The sequence below is a fragment of the Maribacter ulvicola genome, assembly GCF_900155985.1.
GTDB classification, from domain to species: domain Bacteria; phylum Bacteroidota; class Bacteroidia; order Flavobacteriales; family Flavobacteriaceae; genus Maribacter; species Maribacter ulvicola.
Genome location: NZ_FTMA01000001.1, coordinates 62,548 through 80,431, shown reverse-complemented (window position 1 = coordinate 80,431; position 17,884 = coordinate 62,548). Strand labels below are relative to the sequence as shown.

The following is a 17,884-nucleotide window of genomic DNA, read 5'->3' as shown; positions in this document are numbered from 1 at the left end:
CAAGTTACTTCAATTCTAAAGTTTTACCGAATCTAGAATAGGTTTTGATATTGGCTAAGCGTATCAATAAAGGTCTTTATATTTGAATAACCTGATTACCGACCCATGCTTAAAAAAACCATATTCCTTTTTCTATTTGTTACGTTTTATGTAAACGCACAAGAACAATACTATGATTTGCGTGATTTTGTAACCGATAGTGCCAACATTTTTACGCCAGCTCAAGAGACTGCTTTAAATCAGCGTATGGTTGCTTTTGAAGACGCTACTACTAATCAGTTGGTAGTGGTAACCATAGAAGAATTGGATTTTGATACTATTGAATCTTACGCCAATGGTCTCTTTATGCAGAACGGAATTGGTCAAGAAGGAAAGGACAACGGACTATTGATTCTATTTTCAGAGTTGGACAAGGAAGTTAGAATTGAGGTTGGTTACGGATTGGAACCGTACATTACAGATGCCGTTGCTTCGAGAATTATACGAAATACAATGATTCCGAAGTTTAAGGAAAAAGCTTATTTCGCAGGCATGGACGAAGCTACAAATCAGCTTATAGAATTTCTTAATAATCCAGAAGTACTTGACGAGTTTAAACAGGAAATTGTAGATGAGGAAGAAAATGATGAACGGGCAATTTATGTTATAATGGGTTTGTTTTTCTTGGCTTTTTCAGGGTCGGGCGGATTTATTTTTTATAAAAATTACTTAAATGTTATTGAAGTTTTTAAGGGGGTGTTTCTTGGGAAACTTGGGGTGTTGCCAGGCATTTTCTTGCTAATATCTGGGGCATTTTCTGGTGTGTTAGGGCTTGTTTTTATGATAGTACCATTTGTCATTTTTTTTAATTTTAAGTATAAAAATTTAAATCCTATCTTTTACGTTACTGATCAGCCAAGCTTGCTGTTATGGCTGCTACTACCGTTTTTTGGAATAGCTGCGGTCATTGCGTTCATAAAGCTAAAACTAATTGGCGATGAGGATTTGAATATATCTTGGGTCAAGAATGATAAAACGTATTACAGAAAAACATTTTCCTCATCAGGTACGCACTCTTTTGGATCCGGCGGTAGTTCATCAGGTGGTAGCAGCTCTTTTTCAGGAGGCGGAGGAAGTTCTGGCGGTGGTGGATCAAGTGGAAGTTGGTAAAAATCAAGTACATTTATATACCGCAAAAAATCATAAAAATTGTATCCATGAACAGAATTGTTTATTTGTTGGCATTTGTATTGGTTTTATCATGTAAGACAGATAAACCAGAGAAGGATGAAATAGAAAAATGGGAAGCCCAAGCTGCTAATGTAGAAATAATAAGAGATGATTTTGGAGTGCCCCATATTTATGGTAAAACCGATGCCGATGCCGTGTTCGGATTGTTATATGCCCAATGCGAAGATGATTTTAATAGGGTAGAACAAAACTATATTTGGGCAACAGGGAGGTTGGCAGAAGTAGATGGAGAAGAGGCGATATATAGTGATTTACGTGCAAAACTGTTCATGACAGAAGAAGAGGCGAAAGCGAATTACGAAAACAGTCCCGCTTGGTTAAAGGAATTATGTGATGCCTTTGCCGATGGTATCAATTACTACTTATATACGCACCCAAAAGTAAAACCAAAATTGTTGACCCACTTTAAACCATGGATGCCTATGTATTTCAGTGAAGGGTCAATAGGTGGTGATATTGAGCGAATTTCTACAAAGAAAATCGCTGCTTTTTATGAAAGTGATATGGCATTGCCAGAAATGGAAGCAATTCAATTGAAGAAGGAGAAAGAAGCAGAAGAACCACAAGGATCTAATGGTATAGCTATATCGGGTAAATTAACCCAGTCGGGTAATCCGTTATTATTGATAAATCCGCATACTTCATTTTATTTTAGGGGAGAAGTTCATGTAGTTTCTGAGGAAGGGTTAAATGCCTATGGAGCGGTAACTTGGGGTCAGTTTTTCGTCTACCAAGGGTTTAATGAAAAAACCGGATGGATGCATACATCAACATATACTGATGTTATGGATGAATTCAAGGAGACAATAGTTAGGAACGATGATAATTTATTTTATCAATACGGAGAAGAATTGCGACCGGTAGCATCGTCTGAGATCGTATTGAAATACCTTGACGGTAAAAAACTGAAAGAGAAAAAATACCCGGCATATAGAACGCACCACGGTCCAATAACACACGTTGCCGATGGGCAATGGACGGCATCTGCCATGATGTGGGAACCGGTGAATGCGTTAGCGCAGTCATTCATCCGTACCAAACAAAACGGTTACAAAGGTTTTCGTGAAATGATGGATATCCGTACCAATTCAAGTAACAATACCGTGTATGCAGATGCGGAAGGAAACATTGCTTATTTTCATGGTAATTACGTTCCAAAACGAGATGTTCAATTTGACTATACCGAGCCAGTTGATGGTAGTGATCCTAAAACAGATTGGCAAGGGTTACATTCTGTGGACGAAAATATTCTAGTGTTGAATCCAAAAAATGGGTGGATCCAAAACTGTAATTCTACGCCGTACACATCTGCTTTAGAATTCAGTCCTAAGAAAGGAGATTATCCTATTTATATGTCTAGAGATCAAGAGAATTTTAGAGGAGTACATGCCATAGAATTGTTGTCAGATAGAAAAGGCTATACTATAGATAGCTTAATTCAATTAGCGCATGATCCCTATTTACCAGCATTTAAGGCATTGATTCCTGGTTTGGTAAAAGCTTATTACGCCCAAGATGATAAGAATCCTAAATTGAAAGAGCCAATTAAAATTCTTGAAGAATGGGATTATACAGCCGGCGAAGATCAGGTAGCCATGACATTGGCACATTTTTATGGTACCGCAATGGGGAGTAGCGCCAAACATCCAGATAATATCAGTGATATGGAACGCATTATCTATTTTGGTACGCATACAGAAGAAGCTTTGAAAATATTCGAAGAAGTAATTGATCAGCTAACGACGGATTTTGTAACGTGGAAAATGCCTTGGGGCGAAGTCAACAGATATCAACGAATCACAGGAGATATAAAACAATATTTTGATGACACTAAACCAAGTATCCCAATTGGATTTGCTTCTGGTAGATGGGGGGCATTAGCAGCTTATGGCGCTCGTTATACCACAGAAGGAGCAAAGAAAATATATGGTACCAGAGGTAATAGTTTTGTAGCGGTCGTAGAATTTGGGGATACCGTAAAAGCTAAAAGTATATTGGCAGGCGGGCAAAGTGGAGATCCAGCTTCACCACATTTTGATGATCAAATTATTAGATATAAAAATGTAAATTGGAAAGAAGTTCCTTTTTACCGCGAAGATGTTTTAAAAAGGGCAGAAGAGACGTATACTCCTGGAAAAAGATAAATTAATATAGAACATACATTATGGGGTTATTGAATAAAATATTAGGAAATGCAAGTGAAGTTTCGTCGGAACAATTACTGAAAAAATATGGTAGATTATTGGTAGAGGACGAGCAGATTGAGTTGGGTTTTTCTTTATTACGTGATGTTTTTATGTTTACCAATAAACGGTTAATTCTTATTGATATACAGGGGATAACAGGTAGTAAGGTTGAATACAAATCTTTGCCTTACAAGAATATCTCTAGATTTTCTTTAGAGACTTCTGGAACTTTTGATTTGGATGCCGAGTTAAAAATATGGATATCTAGTGAAAACGCACCTAGTGTAAGTAAGAAATTTAATAAGAGTATTGATGTTTATGAAGTACAGCGCTATTTGGCAAGTAAGGTAATGTAGAAGTACTACATAGAGTCTTTGGTAACGATCAACGTAGCCTTAGAGCCTGCGGATAGTAACCATTTATTAGAATAGATTAATTCCCCTTTATCATTGTACACATCTACCTGTGCTGTATTTGGTGCAGATGATCCGTGGTTTAGAGCTTCAAAATCTAAACGGTTAAATCCGTCTTGCAAATCAACATTAATACCTTTAAAACCTCCTGTCAATAAAAGGTTGGGCTCCACTACCATATCGTTCATGTATATCTTTACACGATCGCCATCTACATATTCATGATCTCTACAAACAATACCTATGAATTTTCCGCTACTCTTTACATCCCCTAAATATTGGTCGGCAAAATACTGACCGGAACCACCCAAGCGTTCTCCTGGACCAATACGTGGGTCTATTTTTAAACCGGCACCTGCCTGTACCAACTCTTCGTCTGGCAGCATTTTTACCGGGTAAGGAGCTGTCATATCTACACTGGGCTGTTCTTTGATCAAATTAGGCATGTTCAGAACAGACCCCTTATTTGGAGTGCCAGTAGATTTAATAGGCTGTACTTTATCAATTTTAAGCGGTTTTGACGTAGGTAAATCTGTTTGCGCAGAAACCTGAACCGCAGAAAAGGAGAACAATACAATAAAAAGAAAAATAACTTTTCTCATCGAATCTTAACTATTGATGAATTAAAGATAACAAATACCCTGCCATGCGTCCTTAAGGCTTCGTTAAATTCTCTTTGCAATGTAGTTTTTTCGATGAATGAAGTTTTCTACTTTAGGTTTCTTTTTAAGAAATTAATAAAGTTTCCGTTCATAATATTTTCTATATCGGGTTGTGTATACCCTCTATATTCTAATAATCGGGTTATTTTCTGTAGATCTGCAATAGTATCTACATCTGCCGGGCCTTGTTCTGTTCCAAATCCGCCATCAAGGTCAGAACCAATGCCTACATGATTGGCGTTTCCTGCCAATTGACAGATATGATCTATATTATCTATGATTTGTTGTAGGCTTACATTTGCTGATTGCGGAGTAGAAACACCTCTCTCCCAAGTGGGTGACATCATCCAAGCATCTAGAACAACACCAATTACCCCTTTCCTGTCAATAATTTCCTTTAATTGCTCATCAGTAAATTGTCTGTGATGATTTACTAATGCTCTACAATTATTATGGCTTGCCCAAAGGGGACCATCATAATTTACCATGGTTTCCCAAAAACTTAAGTCACATAAATGGGTAACATCAAGTATGATTCCCAGTCGTTCAATTTCTTTAAGAAGTTCTCTTCCTTTAGCTCCAATACCACCTATTGAATTGGTGCCATGGGCATAAGTTCCGGGACCATAATGAGCGGGACCAATAGCTCTTAAGCCAGAATCATACGCTTTCTGTAGGTATGAGATGTCAACGATAGAATCTGCACCTTCAAGACTAAGTAAATAACCTATGGGTTTCTTTTCTTTATCTGTTTTCCACAGCGCTAAATGAGCATCAAGTTGGGTTTTGTTGGTAATCTGAACCATTTCACCGGCCTCTTCCATACTTTTGTACCATGCTAGTTGCCCTTGGGTGTGTGCCCATGCCTGGTGTGAAGATTTCCATCCCGGCAGCGTATTGTCTTTATGCACATAACGCGCAATTTGAGTTGCCATACAGAGGCCAATATTCCCTTTTCGCATCGCTTCTAAAGAAACCGTATTGTTGCCACGACCAGGCTTATCGGTTAAACCCAGTTCACTTTTTCTAATTTCTTCAATAGACCAAGTGAGATCACGATTCCAGTCCATGGCATTCATAGAAAGGTCTAAATGGGCATCAAATATAAACATGCTTAAATAGTAGATTTTTGAGTTCTTGCGGTAACCGGCCAATAATCGGCAACGGCATTATCTTTTATTACGGTCAGGGTGTCATATTTTGCTACGGTTGGGCAAATATGCTTTGGTATGGCATAATGGATATCGCCTACCTCTGGGATGGTAAGGTCATCATATTCAACCACCAAATGTTCTTCTGACTGACTTATTTGTTTACTGTGTTTTAAGTCCAAAAATTCAATTCGGGGAAAGGGCATTTCTGGAGCAATAGATTTATGACCAAGATCAAAACATAGAATTCCGGTTGTTGGTTTGCTTATAATTCTTGTAAACAGTACTGCAGCTGGTAAAAATCCCATTTCTGGAAATAGTTTACCATAACCAGAATCCCAAAGAAGCGTAGTACCTGGGCTGGCATCTACATCTGTACGTTTGCAATGAAAAGGAAACGTAGGGGAACCGCCAGCTACTATTTTTGGACTAGGAATAGAAAGGTTTTCAATACTTTTCTTTAGAGAAATAACTGGCTCAAAAGCTGCATCGCATTCAGATTCTCTTAGAGCCGGATCTGTATTTCTTAAATGCCCATCGTATACATGTAAGCCTGCGGCAATTAAATGTTTGTTTTTATGCAATTCACTATACAAAGCAAGTGCTTCTTCATCAGGAATAATTCCTGTACGATTCATGCCATTGTTGATATCTACCCAAAGTGACAATTTAGTTTTATTGACTGCGGCTATTTCACTGAGAATATTAAGTGTTTTAGCATTGTCAATAAGTGTAGAAAACGTGGTGTTCGGGTATTTTTCTATCAACTTGATAAAACGATATGCATTTACCCCAACGGGTTGCATGGCCAGCAAAACATCTTTAGCATTACAGCCGCCAAGCAATTCTGCTTCAGCGATAGTGGCACATTTAAATTTTTGAATTCCGGCTGCCATTTGCAGGTTAATAATATTGGCATTTTTATATGTTTTTACATGTGGGCGTAGTCTAGTTACATCGCCAACCATAGAAATCATCAAATCAATATTATGCTGAATCCTATCCGGATATACCAATAAAGAAGGAGAAATTACATTCTCAGGACGATGTATGGAGTACCAAATTTCGTTTGCCATAGTCGTTAATGATGGAGTTCAAAATGAGCTTCAATTTCAACGGGAATTCCACCGGGTAAAATCATTCCCACAGCGCTACGAACTCCAACGCCGTTATCAGGTCCAAAAATATCAGCCATAAGTTCACTGAATCCGTTTATGACCAAAGGCTGCTGACCAAAATCAGGAGTGGAATTCACCATTCCCAAGGTCTTTACAATTCTTTTAATTTTATCAATATCACCAAAATGGGTCTGTATGGTAGAAAGCATAGTTAGTGCCACTTGCCTAGCGGCAACCTTAGCTTCTTCCATAGTCATATCATGACCTACTCTGCCCACTATTAGTGAACTGTCATTTTGCATAGGACCTTGACCGGATATATATAAAAAGTGATCAACGACCATAACGGGTTTATATAACCCGGCAGGCGGTGGAGCGGGAGGTAAAACTAGCCCTAATTCCTTAATTCTTTCAGATGGTTTCTTTTGCATATTTATTTTTTAGATGAACATATTTATCACTAGAACGGCAATGAGTCCCATAATACCTACGGTAGTTTCCATAACCGTCCAGCTTTTTAACGTGTCATTTACGGACAAGTTAAAATATTCTTTGAACAGCCAAAAGCCACTGTCGTTTACATGAGATAACATTAAACTACCTGATCCAATGGCCAACACCATTAATTCTGGACTAACACCAGAACCTTGAACAAGAGGCAAGACAATGCCCGCAGCGGTTAAACCGGCAACGGTTGCGGAGCCTACACAAACACGAATTACGGTAGCGATCAGCCAAGCCAATATAAGAGGAGAAATGGACGATTGCTCTAAAATTCCGCCAATATATTCACTTACACCACTATCGATCAAAACTTGTTTTAAGGCGCCAGATCCAGCAATAATTAATAAAACCATAGTAATGCCTGTAATAGCGCTACCTACAGAACCCATAACTTCTTTCATACTTTTTCCGCGACCTAAACCTAGAGTGTATATAGCAACCAAGACCGCAATTAGCATTGCAATGGCCGGGTTGCCCATAAACACCAAAATCTTGGTGATAAATAAATGGGCAGGTAATAAGAGTTGTGCCAGTGCAGCTACGGCTATCAGAATAACGGGTAATAGTGCGCTAATAATACTATTTGCCATACTTGGCATTTCATGCTCTTTTAGCACCACAGGATTCAGAAACTCTTTTAGCGGAGTGGCATCAATCTTTTTCAAAGTTCTTGAAAATAGAGGTCCCGCAACAATTATTGCCGGTATGGCAACAATGATTCCGTATAACAATGTTTTGCCAATATCAGCATTGAACATGGATGCCAGTGCGGTAGGCGCAGGGTGTGGCGGCAGGTAACCATGTGTTACGGAAAGGGAGGCTAGCATAGGTAACCCTACATATAACAAAGGCAATCCTGTAGCTGCTGCAATTGTAAATACCAGCGGCACCAATATTACGAAACCTACAGAATAGAACATGGGGATACCAACAATAAAACCAGTTAGGACAACCGCCCATTGAATGTTCTTTTTGCCGAATTTCTGTACTAACTGAGTGGTGATTTTTTGTGCGGCACCACTATCGGCAACCAATTTGCCCAGCATAGCGCCAAGCCCTAATATAATGACAAGAAAACCTAGAATGTTCCCGATGCCTTTTTGGATGGAATCAACCACACTAACAGGTTCCATACCCTCAGCGATACCAACGAATAAAGAAACGATGATAAAGGTGATAAAGGCATTAAGTTTAAATTTTGCAATGAGAATGAACAGAAGCAGAATTCCCAGAATGACAATAATTAAAGGCATATGTTGAGTAGCGTTGGTTGAGTTGACTCCTTAAATATACCATAAAAAAAAAGCTCATCATATTTTATCTTATTATGATGAGCTTAAACAATAGGATGCTATAATTTATCTGTTGCCTCTGGTGAGATTGCTTTATAAACCAATCCTGCCAAAATAGCCCCTACTACAGGTGCTAGCCAGAACAGCCAAAGTTGGTCCATTGCCCAATCGCCCACAAAAAGGGCTTGACTTGTACTGCGGGCAGGGTTTACCGATGTATTTGTTATAGGTATACTGATCAGGTGAATTAAGGTAAGGCAAAGTCCGATCGCTAAACCTGCAAATCCTCTAGGTGCTTTTGTGTATGTGGATCCTAAAATCACGAACAAGAAAAAGAATGTCATGGCAACTTCCGTAATCAAAGCGGAAGACATACTGTAACCTCCGGGCGAGTGTTCTCCAAATCCGTTAGAAGCAAATCCGCCAAGAACAAAATCTGATCTCCCCGAAGCAATAAGAAATAGAATGGCTGCGCCGGCAATACCGCCCATAACTTGTGCTCCAATATACGGTAAAACGTCTTTGCCTTTAAAACGACCACCTATCCAAACACCAATTGTTACGGCGGGGTTTAAATGACAGCCAGAAATATGACCAATGGCGTATGCCATGGTTACCACGGTTAAGCCGAAAGCTAAAGAAACCCCGACAAAGCCAATACCTAATTCCGGAAATCCTGCGGCAAGCACGGCACTGCCGCAACCACCTAATACCAGCCAAAACGTACCAATAAATTCTGCAATAAATTTTTTCATTTTTATAAGGTTTAATTGATTTGTATTAGTTTAGAAACCAAAACCTTGTATAAGTCACAATTTTTTAGCTATTTTTTTGGGATATTAAAAGTGAAATTAAGTTTTAGAAAGAATATTGCTGAAAATTACATGAATAATTAGCATCTATTTATTTGCTGACATAAAATTAACTTTAAAAAGGAAAGACGTTTCCATCTTATTTTTTATTTAGATAATCTTTCAGTTTCTGTGGGCCTTCCAATAAAATACGGACTACACGAAGGGTGCCATCATCAGTAGTGTTTATTTGCCATTTAATCAAAGAAATATTTCCTTTTTCTATTTCTATACCGGTTATACTTCTTGGGTGAACACAACTACCATCATTAAAAAGTGGAATATCTCCAGGTTCTGGAAATCTAGGTCTGTGGGTGTGGCCAACTACGGTAACTTTTAGGTTGTTTTTTAAAATCCACTTTTTAATACGCCGCTCAACTTTTATGAGTTCCGTATAATTTTTAGCAGGCGAAGTAGGATCTGCAATACCCCATACCTGCAATGGTTTCCAGAGTACCCTCACTAAAAATCTGCCCCAACGCCAAAATGTGTAGTTCCACCAATCTGCCTGGTGCCCGTGGGTTAGAAAAACCTCTTGTTGTGTTTCTGTATGTTTTAAAATAAGAGCTTCATGATATTTGATGCCTTCAAAAAGAGATTTGTCCTTATCGTCAATAGGTTCAAAATAACTGGATAGATTTTTTTTGACATAGGCTTCGTCTTTGTATACCATATCATGATTTCCCCAGATCATATGTAATCTATGCTCTAAATGAAACTGTTTTAAAAGTTTAAAGACATTCTTGTGCGCCTCAAAAATAGATTCAAAATGAACGTTCTCCCAAAGTTCATCACCATCACCAAGTTCGCAATATTGAAACCCTTCTGAAAAGTAGAATTTTAATGCGTGAAAATAAATGTTTCTATTGTTGGCAAAATCATCGGCAAAACTGTTGTCTCCCCTGTGACAGTCGCTAAAAAGAATGAATTTAGAGGTGTCATCAAACGTAATAACTTTAGCGTTTTTGTAAGCTCTGGTAAGTCTACTATCAGATGACATAGGTTATTTTTCGTTAAATATCCGAAAAACAGGTCAACCATAGGGTTTAGGGCACTTAAAAATATGGGATGTTTTGTAACTTTGCCGCAAATTAGTAGACTAACTATACTATGGGAAAGCACGAGAGAAAGATAATGCCGGTCAAGCACCTCATAAGTTTTGAAAAACTCCTTGAGAGGTATGACAAACACTTGAAAGGTGATGATGCTTTTTTAGCGGCTACCGCTGAACGGATTTTATCTGTTGAAAAAGGATTTCCCGAACTGCGTGATGGTTTTTCAGATTTTAGTTTATTAGAAAAGAACAAAGATCTTATTAATCGTATTCTACAAGATACATTTACAGAAACTTTAAGTGGTAACGAGATAAAGGTAGCGACCATGCCTTATCAAGATATGCTCATAAAGTCGTCTACACGTTTTCAGAAAATAATTGAAGAGGCAGGCGATGGCTATGTACCACAATTAAGAAACATTGGCGATGATATGGATTATATCATGAGCTGTGTGGTAGTTTTAAATTATTATTATGGATATCATTTAGATTTTAGTCGCCCCTATTTTTACGATATTCCAGATGCCAACGGGGTAATGCGCCATTACCGTATTTTATATAATGCAGATTTTATAGATATTATTCCTACGGAGAAGGCCAAAGAAGTTTCGCAAGAAGATGTAGATGAATTATTGGCCAACCCAAATGATGTGAAGCTTTGGATGGAGAAAATTCCTCCAGAGAGTTTTATTTCTAAAGGATTTGTAATTGCCAACCTGTTCGATGTTACTATGGAACAGGCAATTTCTAATATTAAGACAAAATTAATTTCTAAGGATACCATACAGCCTACGAATTTCATGCATGATTTGCAGGAAACTTTTAAGTCCTTTTTTAGTTTGCCAAATATTAAAGTAGGCTTTGCCTTTTTTGATGCTAAGAAAGATGAGTTTGAAGTGGTAGCAGGTATGGGCTTTGATAGCTTTCTTTTGGGTAGTCAGCACCATATGAACTGTAAAAGTGCCTTGTGTGAAGATTCTTATGATAAGCTCATAGATCACAATTCTTATTTTACCATTACCGATATGGATCGTAAGGTAAAGCAGTCTGGTAATATGAATCCGTATAAGGGATTAAAGGAGCAGGGAGTACAAAGTGCCATTTTTGCTCCAATAGCTTATGAAAATAACCTGTTAGGGGTATTAGAAATCGTATCAGAAAAGAAACGAGTACTAAATGGTGTAAATGCACAAAAATTAAATGATGTTTTGCCTTTTATAGTGTCTGCCGTTGTACGTGCTAAAAGTGAAGAGAATAACAGAATAGACGCTATAATTCAGAATGAATGCACTTCTGTACATTCATCTGTATATTGGAAGTTTAAAGAAGAGGCGAAAAAGTTTATGATAGAGGAGATTGAAGGAAAATCGCCATCATTTAAAGAAATCGTTTTTAAGGATGTTTATCCCTTATTTGGTCAAATTGATATAAAAGATTCTTCACAAGCTCGAAATTTAGCAATTCAACGAGATTTAATGATTCAGCTTTCAGAGATAGATAATGTGCTGAATATTGCGGTAAAAAAGTGGGATCTTCCCATATATGAGGAATTAATTTTTAGGGTAAATAATCATCTAGAAAGTATAAAGGAAGTTCTTTATACGAATAGTGAGCAAGCTATTTTTGATTTTGTCCAGGAAGAAATATCACCTGTTTTTGAACATCTTAAAAAATCTGACAAGGATATAGAGAAGTATATTTTAAAATATGAGTCAAAAATTGACATGGGTACCGGCTCATACTATGATCATAGAAAAAACTACGATGAAAGTGTAACATTGATCAATAAAAAACTTTCCTCGGTTATAGATAAAAGGCAAGAAAGGGCACAAGCTATGTTTCCTCATTATTACGAGCGTTATAAAACAGACGGTGTTGAGCATAATTTGTATGTGGGGTCATCAATATCAGAAACCAAGGAATACAACTCTTTATATCTTAATAATCTAAGATTGTGGCAATTACAGGTAATGTGTGAAATGGAAAATGCACATTATGCGCTAAAGCCAAAATTACCGGTTCCATTAGATGCCGCATCGTTAATACTGGTGTATAATACATCGTTGTCTATTCGTTTTAGAATGGATGAAAAACAATTTGATGTTGACGGCACTTATAATGCGCGTTATGAGGTAATAAAAAAGAGAATTGATAAATCTTATATAAAAGGTACAGAACAACGATTAACTCAAAAAGGAGTACTGTCCATTGTATACTCCCAGAAAAAAGATGAGTTAGAATATTTAAGATATATTAAGTTCTTAAAGTCTAAAGGCTGTTTTACCAACAATATAGAAATTGTTGAGTTAGAAGGTCTGCAAGGAGTGTCTGGTCTTAAGGCCATTCGTGCAGAGATTCTTTATAAAAGAGAGCAAGAGCCGGAAAAGACGTATACGTATCAAGATTTAATGGATGCGCTAAAAGAGTAGTACTTGGCTCAGAAGTTCTAATTTACGATCTGGTCCAAAGAATTTAAATGAAATGGCAAATGCTATTACAGATAAAATCATACCTATCATAAATATGGTATAGGTCCAACGTAATAAAGAATACTTTCTGTTCAACACTATTCCAAGAAAGTAAAGGTCCTTGGTCAAAGAATTATAAATATAATCTTTGTCTTTGAGCATTTCTTGAATGGCCCATTCATACTCGCTTAATGCCATTTTATGAAAGTTACCGAAAAACAAGAGATTTACATTTTTGTTGGCTACATCTTCTTTGGTAAATTCACCGCTAGTAACATTAGGTCTGGTAGCCAATACTGCTAAAACCATAGATACTACACTAAAAAATACGAATATTACGGTGGGGTAAATAAGGTAGTCGTTAGATGGGTTGTCTAACTTTGGTATAAGGTTAGATAGGGCTAATGAAATAATGATGGCATTTACAGAAAGTAATATGTTCGCTTTTGTATCTGCAATATCACTAAGGGTAATATGATTTTTTAAGGTAACGCGGTAAAGGGTCTGTATGCCACGATCCGGACTCTCACTTTTAAACTGAGCTTTTAGTTTTTCTTTTTTAGCAAGTTTCTTTTCAGACTTTTTGTCTTTTATGAGTTTTCTTAAGTTTTTATCTTTTTTCTCTAACCAGTGCTCTTTGGCGTAATCCGTATAATATTGATGATCTGTTCTAAATACCTGTATATTAAGTTCTAACCAATCTTTTTGGTTGTAATCTTTTAAGCCAAGCAGCTTCAATTCTTCACGAAGAAGGTCAGAAGTTTCAAGGTAACTGCTTTGGGCAAAATGAGAAGAATCTGCATCGCGAATAATTTCTTCCATTAAATTAGTTGGCTTTGTATTCCATTTTGTGGCAAGTATGCAGGACTTCACCTTCTCCAATGCTTCCTTATCGTATCCTTCTTTAGTTAAAAAATCCTCTGCTATTTCACAGCTGCTTTCTTCATGATTAGCAGTTCCTTTTGTATATCCGGTATCATGTAACCAGGCTACTATTACAAGAAGTTCCTTGTCCTGATCAGATAGAGAACAAGATTCAAGTAATTGTTTAGTACTTTTAACGACTCTTTGTGTATGTCTTAGATTATGGTATAAAAATTTCTTATCCAAATGATTGGTAAGTAATTGTACTACAAACTTTTGTGTGTTGTCTAGGATTTCTGACATAGAAAAAATGGGTTTGAAATATCCAAATTACAAAAATTTAAAGAGGGAACGTTATTATGAAAAAATTATATGCATATCTATTGGTTTTTATGTTCATTACCAGCTGTGCCACGTTTAATTCTAAATACTCTGATGAAAAGTATGCTATAGATGTAAACGATTCAAAAGAAGTATCCCATACCTTTTATTTGATTGGTGATGCGGGTTTATCACCTATGGGAGGTATGAATCCTGCATTAAAGATTTTTAAAAATAGATTAGATAAGGCAGAGAAGAATAGTACAGCTATTTTTTTAGGAGATAATATTTACCCTGCTGGTTTACCAGACCCTAAAGATTCTACCGCTGCCTATAGAACAGCTATTAACCATTTAGATGCCCAGATAAATACATTGAATGATTTTAAGGGAAGACCACTTTTTATACCCGGTAATCATGATTGGTATACTGAAGGGTTGGTAGGTCTTGAACGAGAAGAAAATTATATTAAAAAAGCGTTAAAGGAGAAAGAAAAGGATCCTTTTTTACCAGAAAACGGATGCCCTATAGATGTTGTAGAAATTGGGGATGATGTTGCTATAATTACCATAGATACAGAATGGTATTTGACCAATTGGAATAAGCGTCCAGATATTAATGATAAGTGTGATATTAAGAGTAGGGCAAAGTTTTTCTTGGAACTTGAAGATGCAATAAAAGATAATCGTGATCGTACAACGGTTATTGCAATGCATCATCCTAGTAAAAGTTATGGAGAGCACGGGGGGCAATATTCCATAAGAAAACATTTTTACCCTAAGAAAATGGCAGTGCCTTTACCTGTTTTGGGTACATTTATTAATGTACTTAGAAGTACTTCTGGTGCATCTGTAGAAGACGCGAACAATAAGCGCTATAGGGAATTAATGAATAGGGTAACTACTTTGGCACAGTATTCTGACCGGGTAATCTTTGCATCTGGTCATGAGCATACATTACAATATTTTGTAGAAAATAATACCCCGCAGATTGTAAGTGGTTCTGGGGCAAAAGAAGGTTTTACACGTTTGCTTAACGGTTCTCAGTTTAATACGGGTAAAATGGGCTATGCCACTTTAGAGGTGTATAAAGATGGCTCTTCTAGAGTTCGTTTTTATGGTGTAGGTAATGATAATGAGGAAGAGTTTTTGTTCACTAATGAGGTGTTGCCGCCAACGCAAAAAGAGTATGTGGGTCAATTTACAACTCAGTTTCCCGATAGTGTAAAGGCATCGGTATATGCAAAAAATGAAATTGATAAAAGCCGGTTTTATAAAGGAATTTGGGGAGAGCGGTATCGCAAGTACTACGGGACCGAGGTGAAAGTGCCGACCGTAAATTTAGATTCTCTTATGGGAGGTTTGGAGCCAGTAAAAAAAGGCGGCGGACACCAATCTAAATCTTTACGTCTTCGGGCTAAAGATGGGAGAGAATATGTAATGCGTGCCTTAAGGAAAAGTGCAGAATTATATTTACAGTCCATGGCTTTTCAAGATCAGTATGTATTAGATGATTTAAAAGAAACCTATACGCAAGAAATATTACAAGATTTTTATACGGGGTCACACCCTTATGGTCCGTTTACAACAGCTAAGTTGTCAGATGCGGTAGGTATTTATCATACCAATCCGGTTTTATATTATGTGCCTAAACAACCAGCTTTAAAGGGATATAATGACACTTTTGGTGATGAACTATATATGATCGAAGAGCATACAGGCGATGGTCATGGAGATTTGGAAAGCTTTGGGTACTCCAATAATTTAACGAGTACCGATGGCATGTTAGAGGACCTACGTGATGATGAAAAGTATGAAGTAGATAAAGACATATATTTAAGAGCACGCCTTTTTGATATGGTTTTAGGTGACTGGGATCGTCATGTAGATCAGTGGCGTTGGGCAGAATTTAAAGATAAGAAGAAAGGGAAGGTTATATACAGACCGGTACCTAGGGATCGTGATCAAGTGTTTTCTAAAATGGGAGACGGCGCATTAATGAAAGTGGCTACTCGTATTATACCAGGGTTAAGGCTAATGGAAGGTTTTAACGAAGAAATGAGAAGCGTAAAAGGATTCAATTCTTCTCCAATGACCTATGTTTTAGATTTGACATTATTGGGAGAAACGGAAAAAAGTCAGTGGTTAGAGCAGGCAAGATACTTACAAGAACATTTAACTCCTGGAGACATAGACGAGGCTTTCAAGGCTTTCCCTGAAGAAGTGCGTGATGAAACTGTTGATGAGATTAAAAAGATTCTTTTAGCGCGTTTAAGCCATATTGAAGAAACTGCAATTGAATATTATCAAATTTTGAATAAATACGCGGTAGTTGCAGGGACTGATAAAGACGATTGGTTTGAAATTAATAGGTTGAACAATGAAGAGACCGAAGTAAAAGTGTTTAGAAATATAGGCGATAAGAAAAAACGATTGTTCTATTATAAAGTATTTACAAAAGAAGATACGAAAGAACTTTGGGTTTTTGGATTAGATGATGACGATATTTTTGAGGTAAAAAATCCGTCTAATTTTTCTGGTGTAAAGGTTCGTATCGTTGGTGGTCATAATAATGATATTTATAGGATAGAAGAGGGTAGAAATGTTGCCTTATATGATTTTAAAAGTAAGAAGAACACTTTTGAAGAAACAGGAGGAGCAAAGGTAAAATTGTCAGATGATTATGAGCTGAACACCTACCAGCCGCTAAAATTGAGAAATAGTTTTAATCAAATTATACCTACTATAGGCTTTAACCCAGATGATGGTATGCGAATAGGTTTTGTAAATACCTATACGTATAACGGTTTTAGACAAAACCCTTTTACGCAACAGCACACATTTGCTGCATCTTATTATTTTGCTACAAGTGGTTTTGACTTTAAGTATGAAGGAGAATTTGCACATATATTCGAGAATTGGAATGCAGAATTGAAAGCGAGATTTACCAGCCCTAATTTCGCTGTTAACTTTTTTGGGTTTGGAAACGATACAGATAACTTTGATGATGAATTAGACTTGGACTATAACAGGGTAAAATTAAGACAGATAGATTTTTCTCCTTCATTGGTATGGAGAGGTCAGTTGGGCGCTAAGGTTAAATTAGGATTGTCTTATGAGAATATCAGCGTTGAAGAAACCAATGACAGATTTATAAATACATTCTATCAGCAAAACGGAGAGGAAACCAATAGTGATTTTGTAGGTGCGCATGCTGCTTATACTTATGAAAATAGGGATAATAAAGCATTCCCTACTTTAGGGATGGGTACGTCATTAGAAGCTGGGTATAAAGAAAATCTATCTAAAGAGGGCGGTAGTTTTGGATATATCATACCAAGCTTAAGTTTTGATTATAAATTGATATCAAATGGTAGATTGGTTTTGGCAACTAAATGGAAAGCACATTTTAATATTGGTGATGAATATGAGTTTTACCAAGCAGCAAGTATTGGTGGTTTAGATGGTCTTCGTGGATTTAGAAACCAACGTTTTACAGGAAAAACATCATATTATCAAAACACGGATATTAGATTTAGCTTAAAAAAGAAACGTACAAGATTGCTGCCAACGGCAATGGGTCTTTTTGCCGGATTTGATTATGGTAGAGTATGGGTGCCGGAAATGAGTTCTGGTAGTTGGCATACTTCTTATGGTGGTGGGTTCTTTTTAAATGCTTCGGATATTATCTCTGTGAACACGGCAATATTTGCAAGTGAAGACGGACCACGATTTACATTTGGACTAGGTTTCGGTTTTTAATAAAGTGAA

Annotated in this window: 13 protein-coding genes; 5 read left to right on the top strand and 8 right to left on the bottom strand. The window is 37.0% G+C overall.

Going from position 1 to position 17,884, the window contains the following annotated elements:
• Positions 1 to 105 precede the first annotated feature (105 nt).
• From BW936_RS00310 to BW936_RS00300, 3 genes are read left to right on the top strand one after another with little or no spacing between them, the layout of a single operon-like run.
• The gene (locus tag BW936_RS00310) at positions 106 to 1,149 is read left to right on the top strand and encodes a TPM domain-containing protein (protein WP_076546340.1); all 1,044 of its coding nucleotides are present in this window, start codon (positions 106 to 108) and stop codon (positions 1,147 to 1,149) included.
• A gap of 47 nt (positions 1,150 to 1,196) precedes the next feature.
• Complete coding sequence (locus BW936_RS00305) at positions 1,197 to 3,374, top strand: acylase (protein WP_076546339.1); 2,178 nt, start codon at positions 1,197 to 1,199, stop codon at positions 3,372 to 3,374.
• Positions 3,375 to 3,394: 20 nt separating this feature from the next.
• Complete coding sequence (locus tag BW936_RS00300) at positions 3,395 to 3,772, top strand: PH domain-containing protein (protein WP_076546338.1); 378 nt, start codon at positions 3,395 to 3,397, stop codon at positions 3,770 to 3,772.
• A 5-nt stretch (positions 3,773 to 3,777) separates the two neighbouring features.
• Here the strand turns inward: BW936_RS00300 and BW936_RS00295 are convergent, their stop codons facing one another.
• The 7 genes from BW936_RS00295 to BW936_RS00265 form a co-directional block, all read right to left on the bottom strand.
• The gene (locus BW936_RS00295) at positions 3,778 to 4,431 is read right to left on the bottom strand and encodes a hypothetical protein (RefSeq protein ID WP_076546337.1); all 654 of its coding nucleotides are present in this window, start codon (positions 4,429 to 4,431) and stop codon (positions 3,778 to 3,780) included.
• A 107-nt stretch (positions 4,432 to 4,538) separates the two neighbouring features.
• The gene (locus BW936_RS00290; protein ID WP_076546336.1) at positions 4,539 to 5,603 is read right to left on the bottom strand and encodes a dipeptidase; all 1,065 of its coding nucleotides are present in this window, start codon (positions 5,601 to 5,603) and stop codon (positions 4,539 to 4,541) included.
• Between the two features lie 2 nt (positions 5,604 to 5,605).
• Positions 5,606 to 6,718: a D-TA family PLP-dependent enzyme gene (locus BW936_RS00285; RefSeq protein ID WP_076546335.1), complete on the bottom strand. Its 1,113-nt coding sequence runs from the start codon at positions 6,716 to 6,718 to the stop codon at positions 5,606 to 5,608.
• Positions 6,719 to 6,723: 5 nt separating this feature from the next.
• A complete protein-coding gene (locus tag BW936_RS00280) occupies positions 6,724 to 7,191 on the bottom strand; it encodes a RidA family protein (RefSeq protein ID WP_076546334.1) in 468 nt (155 codons plus the stop codon).
• A 9-nt stretch (positions 7,192 to 7,200) separates the two neighbouring features.
• A complete protein-coding gene (locus tag BW936_RS00275; RefSeq protein WP_076546333.1) occupies positions 7,201 to 8,517 on the bottom strand; it encodes a gluconate:H+ symporter in 1,317 nt (438 codons plus the stop codon).
• Positions 8,518 to 8,615: 98 nt separating this feature from the next.
• The gene (gene aqpZ / locus BW936_RS00270) at positions 8,616 to 9,311 is read right to left on the bottom strand and encodes an aquaporin Z (protein WP_076546332.1); all 696 of its coding nucleotides are present in this window, start codon (positions 9,309 to 9,311) and stop codon (positions 8,616 to 8,618) included.
• A gap of 196 nt (positions 9,312 to 9,507) precedes the next feature.
• Positions 9,508 to 10,407 carry a metallophosphoesterase gene (locus BW936_RS00265; protein WP_076546331.1) on the bottom strand — a complete coding sequence of 300 codons (900 nt, stop codon included), beginning with the start codon at positions 10,405 to 10,407 and terminating at the stop codon, positions 9,508 to 9,510.
• A 110-nt stretch (positions 10,408 to 10,517) separates the two neighbouring features.
• Between BW936_RS00265 and BW936_RS00260 the strand changes: the two genes are divergently transcribed.
• Complete coding sequence (locus BW936_RS00260) at positions 10,518 to 12,890, top strand: GAF domain-containing protein (RefSeq protein ID WP_076546330.1); 2,373 nt, start codon at positions 10,518 to 10,520, stop codon at positions 12,888 to 12,890.
• On the opposite strand, the gene BW936_RS00255 is transcribed toward BW936_RS00260, so the two are convergent.
• On the bottom strand, positions 12,879 to 14,096 hold the full coding sequence (locus tag BW936_RS00255) for a Pycsar system effector family protein (protein WP_076546329.1): 1,218 nt from the start codon (positions 14,094 to 14,096) through the stop codon (positions 12,879 to 12,881). The two genes, BW936_RS00260 and BW936_RS00255, sit on opposite strands and share 12 nt — an antisense overlap.
• 56 nt (positions 14,097 to 14,152) lie before the next feature.
• On the opposite strand from BW936_RS00255, the gene BW936_RS00250 reads away from it, so the two are divergent.
• Complete coding sequence (locus BW936_RS00250; protein ID WP_076546328.1) at positions 14,153 to 17,875, top strand: metallophosphoesterase; 3,723 nt, start codon at positions 14,153 to 14,155, stop codon at positions 17,873 to 17,875.
• Positions 17,876 to 17,884 lie beyond the last annotated feature (9 nt).

Bases quoted from the DNA above. Each gene is read 5' to 3' on its own strand.
- BW936_RS00310 (WP_076546340.1), top strand. From the start codon at position 106: ATGCTTAAAAAAACCATATTCCTTTTTCTATTTGTTACGTTTTATGTA.
- BW936_RS00285 (WP_076546335.1), bottom strand. From the start codon at position 6,718: ATGGCAAACGAAATTTGGTACTCCATACATCGTCCTGAGAATGTAATT.
- BW936_RS00300 (WP_076546338.1), top strand. From the start codon at position 3,395: ATGGGGTTATTGAATAAAATATTAGGAAATGCAAGTGAAGTTTCGTCG.
- BW936_RS00265 (WP_076546331.1), bottom strand. From the start codon at position 10,407: ATGTCATCTGATAGTAGACTTACCAGAGCTTACAAAAACGCTAAAGTT.
- BW936_RS00290 (WP_076546336.1), bottom strand. From the start codon at position 5,603: ATGTTTATATTTGATGCCCATTTAGACCTTTCTATGAATGCCATGGAC.
- BW936_RS00255 (WP_076546329.1), bottom strand. From the start codon at position 14,096: ATGTCAGAAATCCTAGACAACACACAAAAGTTTGTAGTACAATTACTT.
- BW936_RS00250 (WP_076546328.1), top strand. From the start codon at position 14,153: ATGAAAAAATTATATGCATATCTATTGGTTTTTATGTTCATTACCAGC.
- BW936_RS00260 (WP_076546330.1), top strand. From the start codon at position 10,518: ATGGGAAAGCACGAGAGAAAGATAATGCCGGTCAAGCACCTCATAAGT.
- BW936_RS00295 (WP_076546337.1), bottom strand. From the start codon at position 4,431: ATGAGAAAAGTTATTTTTCTTTTTATTGTATTGTTCTCCTTTTCTGCG.
- BW936_RS00305 (WP_076546339.1), top strand. From the start codon at position 1,197: ATGAACAGAATTGTTTATTTGTTGGCATTTGTATTGGTTTTATCATGT.
- BW936_RS00275 (WP_076546333.1), bottom strand. From the start codon at position 8,517: ATGCCTTTAATTATTGTCATTCTGGGAATTCTGCTTCTGTTCATTCTC.
- BW936_RS00280 (WP_076546334.1), bottom strand. From the start codon at position 7,191: ATGCAAAAGAAACCATCTGAAAGAATTAAGGAATTAGGGCTAGTTTTA.
- aqpZ (WP_076546332.1), bottom strand. From the start codon at position 9,311: ATGAAAAAATTTATTGCAGAATTTATTGGTACGTTTTGGCTGGTATTA.